This is a genomic window from Arthrobacter sp. efr-133-TYG-118 (genome assembly GCF_030209755.1).
In the GTDB taxonomy this organism is placed as follows: Bacteria; Actinomycetota; Actinomycetes; order Actinomycetales; family Micrococcaceae; genus Arthrobacter.
Genome location: NZ_JARVRH010000014.1, coordinates 1 through 20,522, shown reverse-complemented (window position 1 = coordinate 20,522; position 20,522 = coordinate 1). Strand labels below are relative to the sequence as shown.

Sequence of the window (20,522 nt, the reverse complement as noted above, 5' to 3'; positions counted from 1 at the left end):
GCAAGGCTGTGGCCCATCGAGGTGCGCAGGATCGTCCCCTGATCCCCGCGGGCGGGTACAACGCGTACATCTGTCCCGAAAAGTTCTACTAATTTTCCTTGTTTTCGGCGGAAGGTTGTTCTTCGACCCATACTGTCGTACCCCTCTGGAATGCTTTGGTTATGGACGGGAACCGGGGAACACAGCTGATCGGGGCAGGCGCGCGTTCGGGCAGCGCGGGTCCGGATGTTTCCGTCCCGGGCGCCCGGCTGCGCGACCTGATCGACGCCATGAACTCGCTTCGCGCGGCCACCGCTGCCTTCGAACTGGCGGGCGGCAACGAACTCACCGAGCTGACGGACTATGCCGAATTGATTGACCAATTGCGCGCCCTGGAGGACCTGAAGTCCGCGGCCGCCGCGGCGCAGGCCAGGATCGCCGTCGCCTTCGATGCCGCCCAACGCAGCGCCGAGAAAGACCTGGGCATCCCGGCCGAGGAACAGGGCCGCGGCGTCGGAGCCCAGGTGGCCTTGGCCCGGCGGGAATCCCCCGCCCGCGGATCCCGGCTCCACGGACTCGCCAAAGCACTCGTCACCGAAATGCCGCACACCCTCGCCGCCCTCGAGACCGGACGGTTGAACGAATGGCGCGCCACCCTGCTCGTGAAAGAAACAGCCTGCCTGTCCGCTGAAGACCGCTGCGCCGTGGACGAGGAACTCGCCGCCGACACCGGAACCTTCGACGGCGCCGGAGACAAGGCCATCATCACGGCGGCCCGGACCGCGGCCTACCGCCGGGATCCCCGCTCCGTCACCCAGCGCGCGGTACGTGCCGCCGAGGAACGGCACGTCAGCCTCCGCCCGGCCCCCGACACCATGACCTACCTCACCGCCCTGCTCCCCGTCGCCCAAGGGGTGGCCGTGCACGCGGCCCTGTCCCGGCACGCCGACACCCTCCGCTCCGGAGGGGAGACCCGCACCCGCGGACAGATCATGGCCGACACCCTCATCGAACGCACCACCGGCACCCCCGGCGGGATCAGCGGGGTGGAGATCCAACTCGTGATGACCGACCGCACCCTCTTCCAGGGCGATGCCGAACCGGCACGCCTGCCCGGCTACGGAATCGTCCCCGCAGGCTGGGCACGGACACTCCTCGCCGAAGGACCCGGCTGCAGCAACGAACCCGCCAGCCAACTTGCCCAGGACCAAGCCGGGCAGGATCAGGACCTGAAGGTTTGGCTCCGGCGCCTCTACACCGCCCCCGGGACCGGGGACCTTGTCGCCGCCGACTCCCGCGCACGGCTCTTCCAGGCAGGCATGCGGCGCTTCATCCAGGCCCGCGACGACACCTGCCGCACCCCCTACTGCGACGCACCCATCCGGCACTTCGACCACATCGTCCCCTGGCACCAAGGCGGACCCACCACCCTGGCCAACGGGGCCGGGCTCTGCGAAGCCTGCAACTACACCAAAGAACTCCCCGGCTGGACAGCACAACCCAGCACAGCAAGAACAAGCACAGCACAAACCGGCACAGGGACACGGCATGTCCTCGACATCCGCACCCCCACCGGTCATACCTACCAATCAACAGCCCCGCCGCTGCCCGGAGCCGGGATACACGGCACCGAGCCATCCGACACCGCGCCGCCGCGTTCCAGACACCACCGGCGGCGACTACGCCACCAAGCCAAGGCGCTGAAATACGCCCATCTCACGGAACTCCAGGCCGCTTGAATCATTCGGCTGCGTCCTCAAAGGGTGGCGGTCACCAGATGGGTGCGGAGATCGGCTTGCTGCCCGGCGCCCCTGGCTTCCGGGGTCCTCGTTAACCGGCCGAAGTTTGCTGCGGACTGTCCGGGCTGGACCACCACGGCGTTCCTCTACCCGCCGGCCCGGAAGAGTGCCTCGGCTCGGTGGTGTCCACCGCCGCCGTGCGGACTTATGAACCCGCGGGCTTCATCCGCATGCTGCGCAGGGCGGCTACCGCGAACACGACGGCGAGCGGCAAAGCGACGACGACGGCGCTCAGCCATGCCCCCGTGCCCTGCCAGCCTTGGACGGCGGCGTTGAGTGCCTGGACGCCGGTCGCCGCGGCGGCGAGCAGGAAAGCCGCGGCTGCGAGCGACGGCGCGAGCCCCGCCGGAAGCTGGGCTTCACGGGGCAGGAGCCGCCATACGAGCAGAAGGACAAAGCCCAGCACACCAAAAACCACGCGATATTCGACGACCTCGCCCCAGTGGTGCTCCGCCGCGGCCTGGGCACAGTCGAGGCCAGCATAAGGTGCCTGAAGGACCGCGCACCTGGCGGCCGTGTAGGCGACGCCGGGGAGATCGCCGGCCACGAAGCCCGCGCCCCAGATCCGGCCGAACAGCTCCGATATGGCGCCGCTCACGCCGACGGCGATCGCGCCAACAGCCGCGAGCCCGACCAAGGGGCGCAAGAACGCGCGCAACGGCAGCCGGGCGAGGTCTCGAAGGGCCGGGCGCAGGACCGGCGTCACGGTGCCGACCGGTCCGAAGCGGCGGACAGCCTCGCGCTCGGCGTCCTCCGGGTCCAGGCCCTGCCCACGCAGCCGGGCGGCGCATTCGCGCAGATGCGCCTCGGTCTCAGCGAGGAGCCTGCGCGCGGCAGCGGGATCGCCGTCACGCGCGGCCACGAAGAGCTCGTCGAGGTATGCATCGATGGGCCCCTCTTCGGCCCCGGCCCCGCTCCCCGCGTTCACGACGCCGCCCCAAGAACGCCCTGCACCGCCGTCGAGAAGCCTTTCCATTCCTCCACCATGCGGGCAAGCTCGGCGTGCCCGGCGCCGGTGATCGCATAGACTCTTCGGCGGCCGCCGGCATCGTCCGCCCAACGACTCGAGACGCACCCCGCCGCCTCGAGCTTGTGCAACGCGGGGTAGACCGAGCCCTCCTGAAGCTCGAGCCGCGCTCCGCTGCGCTCGTGAATGCGCGCGATAAGCGCGTAGCCGTGTGCCTCGCCCGCACCGAGCGAGCCAAGCAGCAAAAGGTCAAGCTGTCCGTTCACTGAACTTCGTCCCATACCTAGAGAGTCTAGGTATGGGACGTTGCCCTGACAAGATCAAACGACCAGGTTATCCGCGGCTGGAATTTGGGCGAGTACCCCCCGGGACGCACTACCCCTTGAAGACGGGCGCCCGCTTCTCCTGGAACGCCCGGAAGCCTTCGGCGTAGTCCTCGGTCTTGCAGAGCCGGGCCTGCTCGTCGTTCTCTTCGGACATGGCGGCCCACAAGCCCAGGCGCTCATCGCGGATATGGGCCACGAGCTCCTTGCTGGCCGTAAACGCACCGGTGGCACCCGCCGCCACCCGCTCGACGATGATCCGCGTGGCTTCCAGCAAGGCGCTGTCCGGCATGACCCGGCTGAACATTCCCTGCGCCACGGCCTCGGCGCCGCTGATCAGGTCCGCGGTGTAGATCAGGTCCAAGGTCCGGTGCATGCCCAGTCGCTCCGTGAAGTACCAGTGCCCGCCCGAGTCCAAGGTGGCGCCCAGCTTGGCGAACGGCGAACCGAACTTGGCGTTCTCCGCCACGTACACCACGTCCGTCGCGAGCAACAGGCCGAGCCCGACGCCGAGGCACGCGCCATGCGCTGCGGCGAACGTCGGGGCGGGGAAGGCTGCCATCTTCTTGAGCAGTGGCTCCACGAGCCCGTTCAAGTACGCCTTCGCGTCGTCGCTCTCCGGCGTCACACCGGCAATGTCGCGTCCCGCGCAAAAGGCGCGGCCCTCTCCGCGGAGGAGCAGCGCCCGCACCATCCCGCGGGAGGCGGCGGCAGCGGCGTCGTCGTACGCTCTATCCAGTTCCGCAAGCGCTGCTTCGTCAAGAGAGTTCAGCTTTTCCGGGGCATTAAGGACAATTTCGGCGATGCCGTTGGCGATGGAGAGCTCGATCATTCGTATATTCCTTAGACGTCGAAATCGACCGTGACGGATTCACTGGTGGGGTGGGACTGGCACGTCAGCACGTAGCCCTTGTCCAACTCATCCTGCTCCAAGGCGTAGTTCTCGTCCATGCTGACCGTCCCCGAGACCAGTTTGGCGCGGCACGTGCCGCAAACGCCACCGGCGCAGGCGAACGGAACATCCGGGCGGACGCGCAACGCCGCGTTGAGGATGGATTCCCGCGCGTGGGTGGGGCTGGCGACATCGCCGGTCAAACCATCCAGCTTGAAGGTGATCTTGAACGTGTCCTTCGACTCGTCCTCCACAACGGGACGGCCGGCATTGCCCTCGGGGCGGTCCGGGCGGCCGGTGGTGAAGAGTTCAAAGCGGACGTGTTCGGGCTCAACGCCGCGGGCAGCAAGGGTATCCCGGCACAGCTGGACCAGCTCGAACGGCCCGCACAGGAACCATTCGTCCACGTCCTGCGCGTGGATGGCGGTGCCCAGCAGTTGCTGGAGCTTCTCGGCGTCGATACGGCCCGTCATGAGGGGTGCGATGCGCTGCTCGCGCGACAACACATGGTGCAGGGCCAAGCGCGACGGGTACTTGTCCTTCAGGTCCGCCAATTCCTCGAGGAACATGACGTCCATCGCGGCCTTGTTGGCGTAGATCAGGTCGAAGCGCGTCTCCGGGTTCGCGGCCAGCAGCGTGCGGGCGATCGCAATCACCGGGGTGATGCCCGAACCGGCCGCGATGGCCACGAACGATCCGGCGTCGCCGAACTCCCCCGCCATGTCCTCCGGATTGTTCATGGAGTTCATGACATTCTGCTGGACAGTCTTGCCGTCCTTGCCATGCTTGGAAATGAACGCGCCCATGGGGCTCATGACGTCCAAGGTGTCGCCGGCTTTGAGTTCCGCGTTCGCCCACGTCGAGAAGATGCCGCCCAGGTCCTTCTTGATGGCCACGCGGATCTCGCTGCTGCCGTCCGCGAAGCTGCGAGGCTCTGCGCAGATGGAGTAGCTGCGGCGGACCTCGTGCGGCTCGCCGCTCTCATCAGGAAGCGTGGTTCGCAGGGCCACGTACTGGCCGGGAAGGTAGTCGTACTGGCCGGCGAGCTCGGCCGGAACATCGAACGTCACCTCGATGGCGTCTTCAGTCAGGCGGCGGACTTCCGAAACACTGAGGGAATGGAAAGACGCACGACGGCGGCCGGTGGCCTGCGCTTGTTCGGCTGCGGTCTGGCGGACAACGGGCATATCGGATTCCTTACAGGACTTTGAAGTAGTCGAACGGTTCCTTGCAGTCCTGGCAGACGAAGAGCGCCTTGCACGAGGTGGAACCAAAGCGGGTGAGTTCCTTGGTGTTCAGCGAAGAACACTGGGGGCATTTCACAGCGAGGTTGAGCCGGACTTTGCCGGCATGGCCTCCGGCCGCCGCCCTGCCGCTCGGTGGCGCGATGCCGTATTCCTGCAGCTTGGCCTTGCCGTGCTCGGTCATCCAGTCCGTGGTCCACGCCGGGGCCAGGACGAGCTCGACGTAGACGCTCGGGTAGCCCTCTTTGTGGAACGCGGTCTTGAGGTCGTCGCGGATGGCGTCCATCGCGGGGCAACCCGAGTAGGTCGGCGTGATGGTGACCTGGACCGCGGGGACCAGCCCGCCGTCGTCGAACAGTTGGACGTTACGGAGAATCCCCAGATCCTCAATGGTGAGGACGGGAATCTCCGGATCGCAGACCGTGGCCGCAATCCCCCAGGCCTTCTGCTCGGCGGTTTGCTTGGTCCTGGCGCTTGTGTCCTGAACGAACATGTCCACCACCGTCACCAGCTTGCGCCGGGATGTTCGCGGGCAAGCACCTGCATCTCGGCGAGCAGGTAACCCAAGTGCTCGGAATGCTTGCCCTGGCGGCCGCCACCCAAGGATTGCGGGATGCGCTCGAGGTTCAGTTCCTCATCGAGGCCGGCTTCGCTCAGGATCGCGCCTGTGAGCTGGTCGAAGTCCGCGCGGAGACTGGACGGCTGAACGCCTGCTCCGCTTTCCGCGAGGCGGGCCGTGAGCTCGTCGTCTTCGAAGAGTTCCTCCACGTACGGCCAGACGAGCTTGAAAGCCTGGACGATACGACGGCGGGACTCTTCCGTGCCGCCGGCAAGCCTGAGGACCCATTGGGCGCTGTGGTCGCGGTGGTAGTCGACCTCTTTGAGGGCCTTCGCCGCGATGGCCGCGATGGTGGCATCCGTGGATCCGGTCAGCCGCTTGTAGAGTTCGAACTGGTAGTAGCTCACGATGAACTGCCGGGCGATGGTGACGGCGAAGTCACCGTTCGGCTGCTCGAACAGGTGGGCGGAACGGAACTCGTGCTCGCGGCGGAAGTACGCCAGATCGTCCTCGGACTTGTCCCACGCCGCACCGGCGTAGGTGAGGAAGGAACGGGCGTGGCCGAGCTGATCGAGGGCGATGTTGCCCAAGGCGACGTCCTCTTCGAGCTCGGGGGCGCGGGAGATCCAGTGGCCCAGGCGCTGGGCGAGGATCAGGCCGTCGTCGCCGATACGCAAAGCGTATTCCGCGACGTCGTCGCTCGGCTTGACTTGTCCCTTGCGGATTTCGAGGGCAATGTCTTCCGGGCGCAGGGCGTTCCCGGGGGTGATGCGCGTAGCGCTTGCGGAACCGTCTCCGGAGGCACCTGCACCCCTGACGCCGACGGAGATGTCGCCGTGGCCCTCGATGGCGAAGTCTTGGGTTTCGTTTTCGGGGGCGGTCACAGGTGCTTCACGCCTTCGCTCTTGGTGTAGTACGTCGCGTGGCGGTAGTCCTTGCCCTGCGGAGATTCGAAGAAGGAACCCTTGGAATCCGGGTCGCTCGAGGAAATGGCATCGGCTGGAACCACCCAGATGGACACGCCTTCGTTGCGACGTGTGTACAGGTCGCGGGCGTTGCGCAGCGCCATCGCCGCGTCAGGTGCGTGCAAGGATCCGGCGTGGACGTGGGACAGGCCGCGGCTGGAGCGGACGAAGACTTCCCAGAGGCTCCAGGGAGTTTCGTGGGGTTCGTTGGCTTCGTTGGCCGGAGAGGTTGTCATGCTGCGTATTCCTTTTCTGCTTGCTTGCGCGCGTATTCGGCGGCCGCTTCGCGGACCCAGGCGCCGTCGTCGTGCGCTTCACGGCGGCGCTCAAGCCGCTGCGCGTTGCAGGGACCCTTTCCGGCGAGAACGTCTTTGAACTCGTTCCAGTCCAGGGGGCCGTGCTCCCATTTCTTGGTTTCTTCGTTGAAACGGATGTCTTTGTCCGGGAGCGTGAGGCCCAGGACCTTGACCTGCTCCACCATCATGCCGACGAAGCGGCTGCGGAGCTCATCGTTGCTGAACCGCTTGATGTTCCAGGCCATGGACTGCTTGGAGTTGGGTGAATCGTCGTCCGGCGGGCCAAACATCATCAGCGCCGGCGCGTACCAGCGGTTGACTGCGTCCTGGGCCATCTGCTTCTGGGCGGGCGTGCCGTTCGACAGTTCAAGGAGGATCTCGAAACCCTGGCGCTGATGGAACGACTCTTCCTTGCAGATGCGCACCATTGCGCGTCCGTAGGGGCCGTAGGAGGCGCGGCACAGGGGAACCTGGTTGCAGATAGCGGCACCGTCGACGAGCCAGCCGATTGCGCCCATGTCGGCCCAGGAAATCGCGGGGTAGTTGAAGATAGACGAGTAGCGGGCCTTTCCGGCGATCAAGTCGCTGGTCATCTTGTCCCTGCTTTGGCCGAGGGTTTCCGCGGCCGAGTAGAGGTACAGGCCGTGGCCTGCTTCGTCCTGCACCTTCGCCATCAGGATGGCCTTGCGCTTGAGGCTCGGAGCCCTGGTGATCCAGTTGGCTTCCGGCTGCATACCGATGATCTCCGAGTGCGCGTGCTGCGAGATCTGGCGGAGCAGCGTCTTGCGGTAGGCCTCCGGCATCCAGTCGCGGGGTTCGATGCGCGAGTCCTCGGAGATGATGCGGTCAAAGTACGCCTGACCGGCCTGTTCCCGCTCAAGCTCTTCGGGGGACAGCTCAGCGGGCACAGACTGCAGATTCTGCGATGCCATGGTTGCTCCTAAATATTTACCGACCGTTCGTTCAGAATATGCGGAAGGCGCGAGATGCGTCAAGCGTTCGGGTTGGCGGCGGCGCGGGGTGGGTCGGGGCGGGCGGGTCGGTGCGGGCGGGTCGGGGCGGGCAGTCGGGGCGGGCGGGCGGTCGGGGCGGGGCGGTCGGGGCGGGCGGGGCGGCGCGGGGACGCTCGCTCACATATAAGGCCAACTACCGGCACGCTCGCTCACATAAATGGCCAACTACCGGCACGCTCGCTCACATATAAGGCCAACTACCGGCACGCTCGCTCACATAAATGCCTAATTGCCGCGACGCTCGCTCGGATCATGTGAGCGAGCATCGGCGGAAAACACCTCAAAAGTGAGCGAGCGTCAGACGGGGAACGACGCAAAGGCGGGACGACGGCGCAACGGGACTGCCGCCGTCGGGCACTAACGGACCGTTCCGGGCACATCGACCGGACGCTCGCTCACATATAAGCCCAAATGCCGCGATGCTCGCTCAGATCATGTGAGCGAGCATCGACGGAAAACACCTCAAAAGTGAGCGAGCGTCGGGGGCGTGGCGCTCAGGCCGACGCCGACACCGGGGTCAAGGCGGGCGGTGGTGCCAGTTGCTTCCGCGCCCAGCGGGCCAGTTTCTTGCCTTTGCCCTTCCACCAGTTGTCCTCATCCTTGTCGTGGTGCCAGCGGAAGACGATCATCACGATCACGAGGACGCCCATGGCCACGTCCATCCACGACCATTGGATTGCCTTAGCCAGCACGCTGACGCCCATGACGAGAATCGATGGCACCGCCAGGGTCCTGAAGATTGTGCTGGCCACATAGCGCCGATGCGAACGTGGCACGGACAGGGCACGAACCATGTCGAAACACAGGCATACAACCACCATTGCCTGGCCCAGGTCCATCAGGATCAGCCCGGGCAACGACCCGGCGAACATGGAAGCGGATTCCATTCCCGCGCTCAACGGACTGCCGCCGTCGCTATGGGACGCGGAAAGGACACAACAGGATTGCATGAAACACACATACGGATAACCCCCAGAGACCAGGAACTGCGCTTGAGACCAACTGGGTTCCATTCAATCCGTTGGCTCCAAGGCCGGTCACGAGTAGTGGGTACTCTACTTTGCCCGGCCGGCTACTTGCACGGCGGGCAGCTACCCGGCTTAATACAGTGCCGGCCCTAATACAGTGCCGGCGCGTCTGTCCGTGAAGGCTCTTGGGGCGGACCAGCCGGCAGCGCCACAGTGAAGGTGCTTCCACTGCCGGGCTTGCTGCTGCAGGAGATGCTGCCTCCGTGGCGTTCCACGATGGACTTGGTGATAGACAAGCCGAGGCCCACGCCTGGAATCCGGGCCTGACGGGCAGCGTTTGTCCGGAAGAACCGGGTGAAGATCCTGGTCGACTCGTCCGTGGTCATGCCCATTCCTGTGTCCTGCACTTCGAGCTGGACCCAGCCGTCGTTCCGCTCCGCCCTTATCGTCACCAGTCCGCCCCCCGGCGAATACTTGATGGCATTGGAAACCAGATTGTCCAGGGCCTGTCCCAGTCGCAAGGGGTCGGCGTTTGCCCACAGCGGTGCCGGCACGTCAGCGACAAGGCCCACGTGGGCAGCGTCGGCCTGCGCCCGTGCAGAAACCAAGCTGTTTTCCACCAGCCCAGCCAAATCGGTGCGCCGCGGGTGCACGCTCTCGACGGCGACGGCTGACATAAGGAGATCTTCAACCAAGGCGCGGAGCCGCTCGGCGTTGCGCTCCGCGACTTCCAAGCCACGCCTTGTATCCGGCCGGAGCTCTTCGGCGCCGCGGAGTACAAGATCGATGTTGCCCAAGATCGATGTCAGTGGCGAACCGAATTCGTGCGAAACGTTGGCAACGAGTTCGTCCTTGGCCGCAAGGGCATCGACAACATCCGTCACGTCCTTGAAAACGATGACCGCGCCACCAAAGCCTTCATCAATGTCGTTTCTCATACCCCGCGCGGCCGTAGATATGGCCCGTTGTTCGGTACCTGCGCCGAACCAAAGGAGATAGTCGGAAAATGTCTCCCCCTGAACGGCCCTCCGAACAGGGCCCTTTTCGAGCGGAACCGGCGTCCGCCGGTCCTGGCCGAAAACCAGCGGAACTTGTTCCGCTGGTCCCCGCGAGCCTTCCGCCGGTATTGCCACCCGTAAGAATGCCTTTTGTTGGTTGTTGATCAGGAGGGTTTCGCCCTTCGAATCGACGGCAACAATTCCGACGTCGATCGTGTCCAGGATTGTCTTGAGCAGCGTTTCCCGCTCCCTGCTGGCGGCCAACAATTGCCGCAGGGCCTGATCCCGCTGGCTTACCCGTCGTTGCTGGAGACGGGCATTTGAGCCAGCCAAACGAATGGAGACTGCCATTGCGAACATCATGAGGGGCAAAAGCAGCACTGAAGAAATGTCTGATGAGGTGGGACGGGGCAAGTGCGAAACGACTGGCGGAAGCGCGATGAGGAAAGGACCCACAAAGCTGAGGACCAGGCTTGTCTTGGACAGCATGCCTGACGCAGACAGCCAGATCACGGGAAAGATAGCCAATGTAATGAGGCCCGGAATCGCGCTGAAGGCGCCGTTTCGCGTGAACCAGAGAGCGACTAGATCCAAAATAGGGATTGCCAGGCCTGCGCTCGGCGCCAATCGCTCCCACGGGACCAGCAGGCAGCCCAGGAAGAGGATGCCATGGAGGAGGACTCCCGTGACGAACAACCAATTTTGGATCAACCCCGGCCAAAGACTGGGTGCCGCGATGGCCAGGCCCGCGATGATGAGCGTTAGCGGCAATTCACAGACAGCCAGCCGGGCGCGAGGCGTGAGCTTTCTGAAGAAACGGGCGGCCGCGCGGAAAAATGGCTGCTCACTCAAAGTCGAGACCCTTCGTTGGAGATTCGCGAACCAATTACAGCTCCACGCGATTCCCGAAGGAAGCGCATGGAGTCCACTATTCCCCCAAGGAACCACAATACGACGACCCGAACGATCAAACTGGAAGTTCGGAGCAGCGCTTAATCCACATATTAGATGCCAGATGGCTTCAATGCTTGTATCGTGAGTATTTGGGTGGCATTTACCGCATTGCGCTGGGCTGTGCGGCGATGTGCACCCTCAAGGATGTCCAATGAGCGAGCCTGGGGTAGCTGTTGTCATTGAGGATGACGAAGATGTACGAAATCTGGTTGACGCCATCCTCAAAGAAGCTGGATTTGTGGTGCATTCTGCCGCCACCGGACGCGAAGGCGTCGAAGTTGTAAGGGATCACCACGCCTCCGTGGTGACGCTCGACGTCGGGCTTCCGGACATGGACGGCCACGAGGTCCTGCGGCGAATTCGGCAATTCAGCGACGCATATGTCGTGATGCTGACGGCCAGGCGCGACGAGCCCGACACATTGACGGCATTCCTCACCGGCGCAGACGACTACGTCAAGAAGCCGTTCCTGCCTCGTGAATTGAGGGCCAGGGTCACCGCCATGATGCGGCGGCCACGCGCGGAAGGCAGGCTTGCGTTGCCGGAGGAGGATCGCGGGGGCGGTTGGGGCGGTTACGACGGCGGTTCGGCCGGGGGCGGTTACCGTGCTGGTTCGGCCGGGGGCGGTTCAGGCGGGGCCGGTTCAGACACGGCCGAACAAGCGGTGATCAAGCACAATGGCTTGGCCCTGAACTACAAATCACGCACAGTGACGCTTCAAGGTTCATCCCTGACTTTGACGAGAAGCGAGTTCGATCTGCTCTTGGACCTGCTTCGGGCCAAAGGGGAAGTGCGGACGCGCGCTGACCTCGTGAAGGCAGCGCGCGGTGACTACTACGACGACGATGCGTACATCAGCGACGCCGACGAACGGGCTGTTGAGACCCACATCGGGAACCTCCGCCGAAAGCTCCGCGAAGATCCACAATCGCCGCGCTTTCTACAGACTGTCCGAGGAGTCGGGTATAGGCTCACGCCGAAAAGATCGGATTAAGCGGGCGAACGTCAATCGTTCCGGAGGACGTAGCTGTCCTTTAGTTCCTGGACCGTCAGGTGCCCGCATTCTGCAACTTCCTTGAGCAGGGGCCGGGCCTCACGCAATTCACTTTTTCGAATGCGTTCCTCTAGCTGCGCTGCAAGTACCGCGAGGCGAACGCCGCCAACCATGGTGGACGAGGTCCGGAGGCTTAGGACCGCGTTTAGTGCCGCCGCCACGTCACCGCGCTCGACGGCGGTCGCCAGGATTTCGTATCGCCTCGCCCAGAGTTTCGCGAAGTCGCCTGCAAACGTGCGCGCGATCAGCGGATTGTCCACTTGATCTTCCAGGAGTTGGAATTCTGCGAGGTCCAGTATGGGATGTTCGGCAAGCGGGACAGCGGGCCGCGTGCTCGAGTCATCAGATGAGCCCGGATGGCTCGGATCTGAATCCTCGTTGACCTCGCTGGAACCTGAACTGAACATAGCCCAATGCTACTTTCTGAATTCCGGAAAAACCGAACTTATGCTTATCTTAAGGAAATCTTAGGCCTTTCTTGATTTAACCCCTTTTCATCGCGTGCGCCCAATTAAGACAATGCGATATTGGGCTCAGCCTCCGCTGAAGGTGGTTATGGTGTTGATGACGGCCGGACCCAGGATTGCAATGAACAGCACGGGGAAGATGAAGAACAGAAGAGGGAAGAGAATCATCACCGGAAGCTTCATCGCCTTTTCCTCGGCGCGTTGGCGGCGCTTCACCCTCATCACCTTCGCCTGGACCCTCAAGACCCGGCTGATGGCAATGCCGTAGGTGTCCGCCTGGATCACAGCCTGCACGAAGCTCCGGAGTTCAGGAACGTTAGTGCGCTCGGCCAGTGCCAGATATGACTCGCGGCGGCTCCGTCCCACCTGCATGTCCTGCAGCGTCCGCACCAACTCCTCAGCCAGCGGCCCCTTCCCATTTTCTCCGGCCCGTGCCATTGCTCCTTCAAAACCCAGGCCCGCCTCGACCGATATCAGCATTTGGTCCATGGTATTTGCGAGTTCCAATTGCATGGCTTTTTGACGCTCCTGTCCTTTGCTGTACAGCAAAAGATCCGGAATGAAGTAGCCAAGTAACACAACAAAAATCCCCACGAGCTTGATGATCCCGCTCGAGCTATTGGCACTGATGAATAGACCCAAAAGCGCTCCACACAATCCGAGGAAAGGCTTTGCTGCGAGGACACGTCCCAAAGGGAGCGACTGCGGACGGCCGGCCCGCGAGAGCATCCGATCCAACTTCTGGACGTAGCTTCCGGGGGTCAGGCGGTAGCCGATGAACTCGAGTGCGCCGCCACGACTTTGTGGACCGGCCTCGGCAGTGTTTTCACCCCTCGTCAAAAGCTCCCGGACGGCGCGCTGGGCTTTGCGGTCAACCGACAGGAAGGACCAAGCGAGGTAGGCAATTGGCAGGGACACCAGCAGTAAGGACAACAGGAGAGAGGGATTCACGCGTCACCTCAAAACTTCAAGTCGATGATCTTGCGCATCCAGAGACCGCCGATGGTCATGAGGATGGCTGAACCCGCTATCATTCCCCAACCGAGGGGATGGGTAAACATCACGTCCATGTAGCCGGGGTTGACAACCATGAGCATGGTCACGATACCGAAGGGAAGAGCCATCAGGATGTATCCCGAGAACTTTCCCTCCGCTGCCAACGATTTGATGTGTCCCTTGATCTCGCTGCGTTCGCGTATGGTCTCGTTGACCTGGTCCAGGACTTCCGCGAGGTTTCCACCCACCTCGCGGTTGATTTGTATGGCTTGCGCTATCCACACAAAGTCCTCACTCCGCATTCGATCCGCCGCATCGTTGAGCGAGGCCTGGAGATCGCGGCCAAGACTCGTCTCTGTAATGATCCGGCGCATTTCCTCGGCCGTTGGGCTGGCCGATTCAGTGGCCGCAGCGTCGATGGCACGAAGTATGCTGTGCCCGGCCCGCAAGCCACCGGACAGTAGTTGGAGGGTGTCACCGAGCTGAGCATCGAACTTCCCGCGCCTTTTGCTGGCCAACGAGCTGAGGACGAGCCGTGCAACAAGAGGCGCTGGGACGAAGAATAAGACGGCCACGAACGGGCCGCCGATGATGAGCCCGATCAATGCACCCACGAGAGCACCGGCAATCACAAGAATGAAGAATTCCGCTTGGCTCATTCGCAGTCCGGCATTCTCCAGTTCTTCGCGGTTGAAGAGCCGAACGTTGCGCCTACTGAGGACCCCGTGGACTACCTCGGCGGTAGAACCAGCAAAGCGCGTCAGTTGGGAACCTGAGCCTACTTGGTAGGGCCGTCTCCGATCCAGCGGAACTTCCGGGGTTTTCGGCAAGATCACAGCCACCCCGAAAAACAGGATGGCTGCGAGCATTAATGCCATTCCAGTCATGAGCATCATGTTTCGTTCATGTCCTTTCTGCTGTTGCCAAAGGAGCGGCAAATACCCCGGGAGAAACACGGATGCCCAGGTCATCGAAGCGGTCGATGAACCGCGGCCGGATACCCGTTGGGACGGGCCTTCCAAGAAACATCCCGTGGGCGTCGACACCCGCCGAGTAGTCGAAAACAAAAGCGTCCTGGAGGGTAACGATGTCGCCTTCCATGCCTTGGACCTCGGTCACATGCGTGATTCGGCGCGTTCCGTCCCGCAACCGGGAGATTTGGATGATGAGATTCACGGCGGACGCTATTTGCTCGCGGATTGCACGCAGTGGCAGGTCCATGCCTGCCATGAGCACCAGGGTTTCGAGGCGCGCCACTGCGTCGCGAGGGGAATTTGAGTGCACCGTAGAGAGGGAACCGTCGTGACCGGTGTTCATCGCCTGCAGCATGTCGAGGGACTCTCCGCCGCGGACCTCGCCGACGACGATCCTGTCCGGGCGCATACGAAGGGAGTTCCGGAGTAACTCTCTGATCGTCACTTCACCCTTGCCCTCGGTGTTCGGCGGCCTGCTCTCAAGCCTGACCACATGTTGCTGTTGGATCTGAAGTTCTACGGCGTCTTCAATCGTGACGATGCGGTTGTCTTCCGGAATGAAGGAAGAAAGTACATTCAACAACGTGGTCTTGCCGGTTCCGGTACCTCCGGAAACAATGATGTTCAGTTTCGCTTTGACGCAAGCATTGAGGAGTTCGGCCATCTCGGGTGTGAGCGTGCCGAAATCGATCAGATTCCTGACGGTCAACGGTATTTTGCTGAATTTTCGGATGGTCAGCGACGAACCGCCCACCGCAAGCGGAGGGATCACGGCGTTCACACGGGACCCGTCCTCAAGGCGCGCGTCAACAAGCGGGGATGACTCGTCGATTCTGCGCCCCACCTTCGAAACGATCCGTTCAATGACCCTGCGGAGATGGTCCTCGGAGCTGAATCCGGAATCTGTCAGGGTCAACTTGCCTTTTCGTTCGACGTAGATCTGGTCCATCCTGTTGACCATGATTTCGGTGACCTCTGGGTCGTCCAGCAATCGTTGGAGCGGCCCATACCCAAGGACATCATCTGCCACGTCCGCCACGAGCCTGCTGCGCTCGTCCGCGGACAGCGGGACCTGCTCGGCGTCGATGATCCGGATGAGTTCTTCCCGAGCAGTTGACCGCAACTCCTGTTCGCTGACGCTCGAGTCGTTGAACCTTGCCCCCAGTCGCTCGAAAAGCGCAGTTGCGGCGCGCTGCTTGAGGGCAGCGAAGGCGTCCACCGGTTGCTGGGCCCTGAGCTTCGGCGAGTCAGGTAGGTCGGACAGCTTGACTGAAGTGTGGGGTTTTGCAGCACCGCTAGGCTTCCCGGCCGGATTTGGCCTGGCTTGCTGAGTGGACTCAGCGAATGTCGGTTTAGGACCGCCTTGTGCTGCGGCGAATCCGCCAAGGCCAAGGTTTTCCCCTGGTCCGGAGGACGCTTCGACCTTGTCCTCGGCAGCACGCAGGCGTTCAGACAGCTTCATTAGACCACTACCCTTCTGTGCAGTTTGCGCTGCGCCCTGGCACGCCACGTGGGATTGAAGCGCTCTACGAGTTGCTTGAGTCCTTTGACGGCCGGATCCTTCACGGCGTCCTGGAGCACGGGAATGCCGCGGTTGGTGGAAAACGCTACGGCCTTCGATCGAGGGATACTCACGTCAACCGGAGCACCGACGGTCGATTCGACGTCCTGCACCGAGAGACCGGACTTGGAATCAGCCATGTTGAGCACCACGTGCCGGGTTTCAGGTAACAGGTTCAGCCGACGGAGGATGTCCAGGCCGGAACGGAGGCCTCGGACGCTTGGAACGTCCATGCCAGTCACCCAGACGGCGTCCGAGCATTGTTCGAGGGCAGCGAGCCCGATCTCGGGTAGCCCGGGCGCGGTGTCCACCACCACGTACTGGAACTCTAGGGCCAGCTGTTCGAGGAGCCGACCCACCTGTTGCGGCGAGATCTCGTCTGCTTCGATGGGGTCCTTCGGCGCGCACAAGGCATAGATGCTTGCCGGGTGGACGGTGAGAAAGGCCTTGAGTACCAGGGAATCCTGGCTGGCCGAAGGAGTAACGGCGTCGGTGACAGTGTGCTCCGGATTGAGGTAGAGCCCTGAGGCGACGTCGCCGAATTGCAAGTCCAGATCCACGATCACCACGCTCATTGGCGCGATCTTGCCCAGCCCTACGGCGATGTTCGTGGCGATAGTCGTTTTGCCCACGCCGCCCTTGGGCGAAAAGACACCGATCACCAAGCCTTTCGGGGAGCCCGCCTGCTTGGGTTCCATGGTGCGCTGACGGCTGGCGAAAGACTGGCACGCGCGCTCAAGCATGACCCGAATCTGGGCCACGTCCGCAGCCGGGCTCATGATGTCGCGAATGCCGGATCGCATGGCCTGGAGGACGAATGCGGGATCCAGTTCGCTGACAAGGATCACGCTCAGTTCCGGCAATTGCACATCGAAAACCGTCGCCAGGCGAAGAGCGTCCTCCACGGGCACGTCGGGTCCCAGAATCAGGACTTCGAGTTGTTCCTGATTGAGCGCGCCGAACAATTCGGCTGGATCAGCTGGCAAAACGCTCGTGAAGAAGGTCTGCACGCTTCCGGGCAGGCCGCCTGCGACTGCTTGGCGCAACCGTTGGTCAAAATCGGTATTGGGGGTGATCAGGACAAAGCGGCTCATTTGTATACCCCGCTCTGCTGCATGATGGTGGGGCCGCTGTCCTTGGCATCCAACGGCTCTTTGCTGAGCCAGATCTTTTCGAACTCGGCGGCGAAGACAATCTTGGATGCGTCCACATCGCTCACGGCAACGGTCAGCAGGAGGGATCCGGTGGGAAGTGCGCTGTCCTTGGATCCTGCTGAACCGGAACTGGGATTCGGCGTCGCTTGAGCACTCGCTGCTGCTTGGGGGGCGCGTTGGACCATGGTCACAAGAACCTTGTGAATCGCCAATTCGGTAGTTTGCTTGTCCGGCTTCGCCTCGATTCCACCGGTCGGCATGGAGATGAATATTCCAATGTGGTCACCTGGAACCAGCAGTCCCCCGACCACCCGCTGGGGCTCCAGCTGAAAGGAGACCTCCTGAAGCCCTGCAGGCACCTTGACGTCCCCAGGAGTCTTGAGCGCATCCGGGGCGACCAGTCTTTCCGACACCAGCGTCTCGCCCGGGACGAGGTCGACGGCGGCGACCTTGCCTGCTGAGTCCCCGAGCGTGTGTAGCGCAGTTTTGGGGACGGCCGATCCGGGCAGTTGCTGGGTAACGACGGAATCTTTCATGGCGTCCACAGACGTTCCCGCCGGGATGGCCGTCTTGACCACCAACACGTCAACAGGCGCCAGGTTCTGGACTGCCCGCTGATCCGCTCCTTGCGCATAGGAGAATACGAGAATCACCCCGACGACGGCCAGCAGTGCCGCTGCCGATCCGGCCAACAAGCGTGACTTCACTTACTACTCCTGTGCTCAAAGAATGGATGAAAACTAGTTCGTGAGGCGGACAATGGTGGCCCCATAGGCGTCTACGGGCCCCAGCGTGTAGCCGTCCGCCAGCGAGACGTACTTGACGAAACTCCCGATGATTCCGCGGCAGTTGCCGTTGCAGGAAACTGCTGAAGGGACATAGGGACTTGTGTTGTGGAAACTGTCCGGAAGACTGTTGTTGCCGCTGAACGTCCACCCCGTCACTTTGAATGCGGCGAAGGACACCAGATGGTAGACGGCGCCGCTTCCCGTACCTGTGACGGCGTCGAAGACCGGAAGGAGGACGACGACGTCGCGGCCAGCGTTGATGGTGTCGGCCCACTTTTGAAGGGTGGCTGCGCAGTTACCCGGTGCACTGTTACCCGGGGCGCTCCCACCTTCGCTGACCGCGAGGTTAATCGTGCCCCCGCACACACCGGTGTCTTGGACTATCCAGCCGTATCCGCCGGCGACCGTGGCGCCTGAAGGGCCGTAGTTGCAGCTGGGATTGGCACCGGAGCCGTGATCCTGAAGAAGCTGGAGCGCTCCGCCGATGTATCCCTGCACCTGGCAGATGGAATACGCGAGGGGAAACGCAGTCCTGCCGGCGACGGCGCTCCCCCACTGGACGGTCGAGGTGGTTATGACGTCGGCAGTGTTGGATCCAAGGACGCGCGCGAAGAAGAGCGAGACGGCGTTCGGCACGCCGCCCGCCTGCTGGGCCCCGGCGGTCACCGTTACCTTCCGGTTTGTCAGGTCCAGACTGACAGACTTGATGTTGTTCAGGCCGTCGATGGCGTTCTTGTTTGCGATGCTGGTTGCGATTGGAGACGTCGATGAGCAGTTCGGATCGCTCGTGTTGGCGGCGCACTTTTGTGCCACCGCTAGGGCCGCGGCGTCGGACCCGTTCTGGACCTGCGCCCGTTCCGAGTACAGCATTCCTACATCCACTGCCATGGCTGCAAAACCGAGCAACACGACCAACAAGAGAGCGACGAGCACCGCTACCGCTCCGCGCTCGCCGTCGTTCTCGCCCCTCAGCCGCTGCATACCATGACTCCTACTCCTTGCATGGGAAAAGGGCCCGCGATTCCCGTGAGGGTGCTGAGTGTGTAGTTGATGGTCACGGACATTTGGGCGCCCGACGTACAACTGGTGGGAGTGAAGACGAAATTCACGTCCTGTAGTTTTGGATTCAGTGAGACGCCGGCGTTCTTGGCCGCTGTCTTTGCGGCTGTTTGATCATTCGAAATCGCCATAACCCGGACGGCCTCACGGGCTGCATTTGAGAGCGATATCTGCGCGTTGTAGGCCCTGCCGAATTCCATGATGCCCAGGAGCAGCATGATCAAGACCGGCGCCAGCAACGCGAATTCGACCGCCACGGCACCGCGCTCTGATGCCCTGGCCATGGGAGTCTGCCTTTCGTCCTGTGGAGTCGCGTGCGCTTGAAACAAGAAGGGAGCTCTTAGAAGGAAGGGAATTCGGTGGGTGGGATTTGAGCCCCACCCACCGAACTGGCTCCTGTGGTGACGGCTACTTTGAGCAACTGCCTGGGACTGCCGCCGTCGAGCCGGACGCTGCGACCGTACCGGTCCAAACGCCGCCCTTGACGCTGCAGGCCGTGCTATTGAAAGTCTCGACGAGGTTGCCGCCGAGCAGTGACACGGCGACGATGATGACAACAGCGATGAGGGCAACCATGATGCCGTACTCGACCGCGGTGGCACCCGTCTCGTCACGCTGCGCGCGGATTGCTGACTTTAGGACATTGGAAAGCATTGAAGCTCCTTGCTGAGGTAAGAGCGGATGATCCTGTGAGAGCATCGGATGTTAGTTGATCCGGTACAGCTCAGTTGGAATTACTTCGAGCAGCTGCCGGGGACTGCCGCCGTCGAGCCGGACGCGGCGACCGTACCGGTCCAGACGCCGCCCTTGACGCTGCAAGCGGTGCTGTTGAAGGTCTCCTTCAGGGTTCCACCCAGCAGCGTGACAGCGACGATGATGACAACAGCAATGAGGGCGACCATGATGCCGTATTCGACGGCGGTGGCGCCGGTTTCGTCGCGACGGATGCGGGACGCGGTGTTTGAGACCAGAGAAAACATGTGAAACTCCTGAGCGAGTTGGGGAATGTGGGCTGGTCCAGCACCAGCTCACAAGCAACTTAGCAAGGCCAAATACGCCATGGAGCAGTCCTTGGGACAACCTGTGGCAAGACTCGCGATCCTGCGCATTTCTTGGGTTAAACCTAGGGAAACCCTGCGATCTTGGGCTTCCCTGCCGAGCGCGACCAAAGGTGGGAAAGCAGCGCAACGGGACCGCCGCCGTCGGGCCCTAACTGACTGTCCGCGGCACATCACCCCAGGACGCTCGCTCACATATAAGGCCCTTTGACGGGACGCTCGCTCACATCAAGTGAGCGGGCGTCCGCCGGAAACACCACATAAGTGAGCGCGCGTCTGGGAGGCACCCCCAAAGGTGGGAAAACAGTGCAACGGGACTGCCGCCGTCGGGCCCTAATTGACTGTCCCCGGCACATCACCCCAGGACGCCCGCTCACATATAAGGCCTTCTGGCGTGATGCTCGCTCACATCAAGTGAGCGGGCGTCCGCCGGAAACACCACATAAGTGAGCGC

Annotated in this window: 22 protein-coding genes; 2 read left to right on the top strand and 20 right to left on the bottom strand. The window is 62.7% G+C overall.

From position 1 onward, the window contains the following. The first annotated feature begins 161 nt into the window (after window positions 1-161). Entirely contained in the window at window positions 162-1,718 is a 1,557-nt protein-coding gene (locus QRN59_RS13500) for an HNH endonuclease (RefSeq protein WP_284983016.1), read from the top strand. Between the two features lie 205 nt (window positions 1,719-1,923). On the opposite strand, the gene QRN59_RS13495 is transcribed toward QRN59_RS13500, so the two are convergent. From QRN59_RS13495 to QRN59_RS13450, 10 genes are all read right to left on the bottom strand, one after another. Further along, window positions 1,924-2,754, bottom strand: coding sequence for a permease prefix domain 1-containing protein (locus tag QRN59_RS13495; RefSeq protein ID WP_284983015.1), 831 nt, complete (start codon window positions 2,752-2,754; stop codon window positions 1,924-1,926). After that, on the bottom strand, window positions 2,703-3,026 hold the full coding sequence (locus QRN59_RS13490) for a PadR family transcriptional regulator (protein ID WP_284983014.1): 324 nt from the start codon (window positions 3,024-3,026) through the stop codon (window positions 2,703-2,705). The genes QRN59_RS13495 and QRN59_RS13490 overlap by 52 nt, the downstream gene beginning before the upstream one ends. Before the next feature lie 94 nt (window positions 3,027-3,120). Further along, window positions 3,121-3,900, bottom strand: coding sequence for an enoyl-CoA hydratase/isomerase family protein (locus tag QRN59_RS13485; RefSeq protein WP_284983013.1), 780 nt, complete (start codon window positions 3,898-3,900; stop codon window positions 3,121-3,123). Between the two features lie 11 nt (window positions 3,901-3,911). Continuing rightward, on the bottom strand, window positions 3,912-5,147 hold the full coding sequence (gene paaE, locus QRN59_RS13480; RefSeq protein WP_284983012.1) for a 1,2-phenylacetyl-CoA epoxidase subunit PaaE: 1,236 nt from the start codon (window positions 5,145-5,147) through the stop codon (window positions 3,912-3,914). Window positions 5,148-5,157: 10 nt separating this feature from the next. Then, window positions 5,158-5,697 (bottom strand): 1,2-phenylacetyl-CoA epoxidase subunit PaaD, encoded by a 540-nt coding sequence (gene paaD / locus QRN59_RS13475; protein WP_284983011.1) that lies wholly within the window; start codon window positions 5,695-5,697, stop codon window positions 5,158-5,160. Window positions 5,698-5,708: 11 nt separating this feature from the next. After that, a complete protein-coding gene (gene paaC, locus QRN59_RS13470) occupies window positions 5,709-6,647 on the bottom strand; it encodes a 1,2-phenylacetyl-CoA epoxidase subunit PaaC (protein WP_284983010.1) in 939 nt (312 codons plus the stop codon). Further along, window positions 6,644-6,964 carry a 1,2-phenylacetyl-CoA epoxidase subunit PaaB gene (paaB, locus tag QRN59_RS13465; RefSeq protein WP_284983009.1) on the bottom strand — a complete coding sequence of 107 codons (321 nt, stop codon included), beginning with the start codon at window positions 6,962-6,964 and terminating at the stop codon, window positions 6,644-6,646. Before paaB ends, paaC begins: the two co-directional genes overlap by 4 nt. Next, window positions 6,961-7,956 carry a 1,2-phenylacetyl-CoA epoxidase subunit PaaA gene (paaA, locus tag QRN59_RS13460; protein ID WP_184738604.1) on the bottom strand — a complete coding sequence of 332 codons (996 nt, stop codon included), beginning with the start codon at window positions 7,954-7,956 and terminating at the stop codon, window positions 6,961-6,963. The genes paaB and paaA overlap by 4 nt, the downstream gene beginning before the upstream one ends. 575 nt (window positions 7,957-8,531) lie before the next feature. Next, the gene (locus tag QRN59_RS13455) at window positions 8,532-8,924 is read right to left on the bottom strand and encodes a hypothetical protein (protein ID WP_284983008.1); all 393 of its coding nucleotides are present in this window, start codon (window positions 8,922-8,924) and stop codon (window positions 8,532-8,534) included. 230 nt (window positions 8,925-9,154) lie between these two features. Beyond that, window positions 9,155-10,855, bottom strand: a complete 1,701-nt coding sequence (locus tag QRN59_RS13450; protein WP_284983007.1) for a sensor histidine kinase — start codon at window positions 10,853-10,855, stop codon at window positions 9,155-9,157. A 253-nt stretch (window positions 10,856-11,108) separates the two neighbouring features. On the opposite strand from QRN59_RS13450, the gene QRN59_RS13445 reads away from it, so the two are divergent. Next, window positions 11,109-11,951 carry a response regulator transcription factor gene (locus QRN59_RS13445; protein ID WP_284983006.1) on the top strand — a complete coding sequence of 281 codons (843 nt, stop codon included), beginning with the start codon at window positions 11,109-11,111 and terminating at the stop codon, window positions 11,949-11,951. Window positions 11,952-11,962: 11 nt separating this feature from the next. Here QRN59_RS13445 and QRN59_RS13440 read toward each other — a convergent pair whose 3' ends face one another. From QRN59_RS13440 to QRN59_RS13395, 10 genes are all read right to left on the bottom strand, one after another. Beyond that, window positions 11,963-12,418, bottom strand: coding sequence for an Hpt domain-containing protein (locus QRN59_RS13440; RefSeq protein WP_284983005.1), 456 nt, complete (start codon window positions 12,416-12,418; stop codon window positions 11,963-11,965). A 126-nt stretch (window positions 12,419-12,544) separates the two neighbouring features. After that, window positions 12,545-13,429 (bottom strand): type II secretion system F family protein, encoded by an 885-nt coding sequence (locus QRN59_RS13435; protein ID WP_284983004.1) that lies wholly within the window; start codon window positions 13,427-13,429, stop codon window positions 12,545-12,547. Between the two features lie 8 nt (window positions 13,430-13,437). After that, complete coding sequence (locus QRN59_RS13430) at window positions 13,438-14,370, bottom strand: type II secretion system F family protein (protein WP_284983003.1); 933 nt, start codon at window positions 14,368-14,370, stop codon at window positions 13,438-13,440. 7 nt (window positions 14,371-14,377) lie between these two features. Next, complete coding sequence (locus QRN59_RS13425) at window positions 14,378-15,910, bottom strand: TadA family conjugal transfer-associated ATPase (protein WP_284983002.1); 1,533 nt, start codon at window positions 15,908-15,910, stop codon at window positions 14,378-14,380. After that, window positions 15,910-17,103, bottom strand: a complete 1,194-nt coding sequence (locus QRN59_RS13420) for a CpaE/TadZ family protein (protein WP_284983001.1) — start codon at window positions 17,101-17,103, stop codon at window positions 15,910-15,912. The genes QRN59_RS13425 and QRN59_RS13420 overlap by 1 nt, the downstream gene beginning before the upstream one ends. Next, window positions 17,100-17,870, bottom strand: coding sequence for a Flp pilus assembly protein CpaB (cpaB, locus tag QRN59_RS13415; protein ID WP_284983000.1), 771 nt, complete (start codon window positions 17,868-17,870; stop codon window positions 17,100-17,102). The genes QRN59_RS13420 and cpaB overlap by 4 nt, the downstream gene beginning before the upstream one ends. Before the next feature lie 33 nt (window positions 17,871-17,903). After that, the gene (locus tag QRN59_RS13410; protein WP_284982999.1) at window positions 17,904-18,932 is read right to left on the bottom strand and encodes a Tad domain-containing protein; all 1,029 of its coding nucleotides are present in this window, start codon (window positions 18,930-18,932) and stop codon (window positions 17,904-17,906) included. After that, the gene (locus QRN59_RS13405; protein ID WP_284982998.1) at window positions 18,920-19,294 is read right to left on the bottom strand and encodes a TadE/TadG family type IV pilus assembly protein; all 375 of its coding nucleotides are present in this window, start codon (window positions 19,292-19,294) and stop codon (window positions 18,920-18,922) included. Before QRN59_RS13405 ends, QRN59_RS13410 begins: the two co-directional genes overlap by 13 nt. Before the next feature lie 124 nt (window positions 19,295-19,418). Further along, window positions 19,419-19,664 (bottom strand): Flp family type IVb pilin, encoded by a 246-nt coding sequence (locus tag QRN59_RS13400; protein ID WP_284982997.1) that lies wholly within the window; start codon window positions 19,662-19,664, stop codon window positions 19,419-19,421. A gap of 80 nt (window positions 19,665-19,744) precedes the next feature. Beyond that, window positions 19,745-19,990 carry a Flp family type IVb pilin gene (locus QRN59_RS13395; protein WP_284982996.1) on the bottom strand — a complete coding sequence of 82 codons (246 nt, stop codon included), beginning with the start codon at window positions 19,988-19,990 and terminating at the stop codon, window positions 19,745-19,747. Window positions 19,991-20,522 lie beyond the last annotated feature (532 nt).

Coding starts and splice junctions, on each gene's coding strand:
- QRN59_RS13430 (WP_284983003.1), bottom strand. CDS start 14,370: ATGATGCTCATGACTGGAATGGCATTAATGCTCGCAGCCATCCTGTTT.
- paaD (WP_284983011.1), bottom strand. CDS start 5,697: ATGTTCGTTCAGGACACAAGCGCCAGGACCAAGCAAACCGCCGAGCAG.
- QRN59_RS13440 (WP_284983005.1), bottom strand. CDS start 12,418: ATGTTCAGTTCAGGTTCCAGCGAGGTCAACGAGGATTCAGATCCGAGC.
- QRN59_RS13490 (WP_284983014.1), bottom strand. CDS start 3,026: ATGGGACGAAGTTCAGTGAACGGACAGCTTGACCTTTTGCTGCTTGGC.
- QRN59_RS13395 (WP_284982996.1), bottom strand. CDS start 19,990: ATGTTTTCTCTGGTCTCAAACACCGCGTCCCGCATCCGTCGCGACGAA.
- paaB (WP_284983009.1), bottom strand. CDS start 6,964: ATGACAACCTCTCCGGCCAACGAAGCCAACGAACCCCACGAAACTCCC.
- QRN59_RS13500 (WP_284983016.1), top strand. CDS start 162: ATGGACGGGAACCGGGGAACACAGCTGATCGGGGCAGGCGCGCGTTCG.
- paaE (WP_284983012.1), bottom strand. CDS start 5,147: ATGCCCGTTGTCCGCCAGACCGCAGCCGAACAAGCGCAGGCCACCGGC.
- QRN59_RS13425 (WP_284983002.1), bottom strand. CDS start 15,910: ATGAAGCTGTCTGAACGCCTGCGTGCTGCCGAGGACAAGGTCGAAGCG.
- QRN59_RS13410 (WP_284982999.1), bottom strand. CDS start 18,932: ATGCAGCGGCTGAGGGGCGAGAACGACGGCGAGCGCGGAGCGGTAGCG.
- QRN59_RS13495 (WP_284983015.1), bottom strand. CDS start 2,754: ATGGAAAGGCTTCTCGACGGCGGTGCAGGGCGTTCTTGGGGCGGCGTC.
- QRN59_RS13445 (WP_284983006.1), top strand. CDS start 11,109: ATGAGCGAGCCTGGGGTAGCTGTTGTCATTGAGGATGACGAAGATGTA.
- QRN59_RS13405 (WP_284982998.1), bottom strand. CDS start 19,294: ATGGCCAGGGCATCAGAGCGCGGTGCCGTGGCGGTCGAATTCGCGTTG.
- QRN59_RS13400 (WP_284982997.1), bottom strand. CDS start 19,664: ATGCTTTCCAATGTCCTAAAGTCAGCAATCCGCGCGCAGCGTGACGAG.
- QRN59_RS13455 (WP_284983008.1), bottom strand. CDS start 8,924: ATGGAATCCGCTTCCATGTTCGCCGGGTCGTTGCCCGGGCTGATCCTG.
- QRN59_RS13420 (WP_284983001.1), bottom strand. CDS start 17,103: ATGAGCCGCTTTGTCCTGATCACCCCCAATACCGATTTTGACCAACGG.
- QRN59_RS13485 (WP_284983013.1), bottom strand. CDS start 3,900: ATGATCGAGCTCTCCATCGCCAACGGCATCGCCGAAATTGTCCTTAAT.
- paaA (WP_184738604.1), bottom strand. CDS start 7,956: ATGGCATCGCAGAATCTGCAGTCTGTGCCCGCTGAGCTGTCCCCCGAA.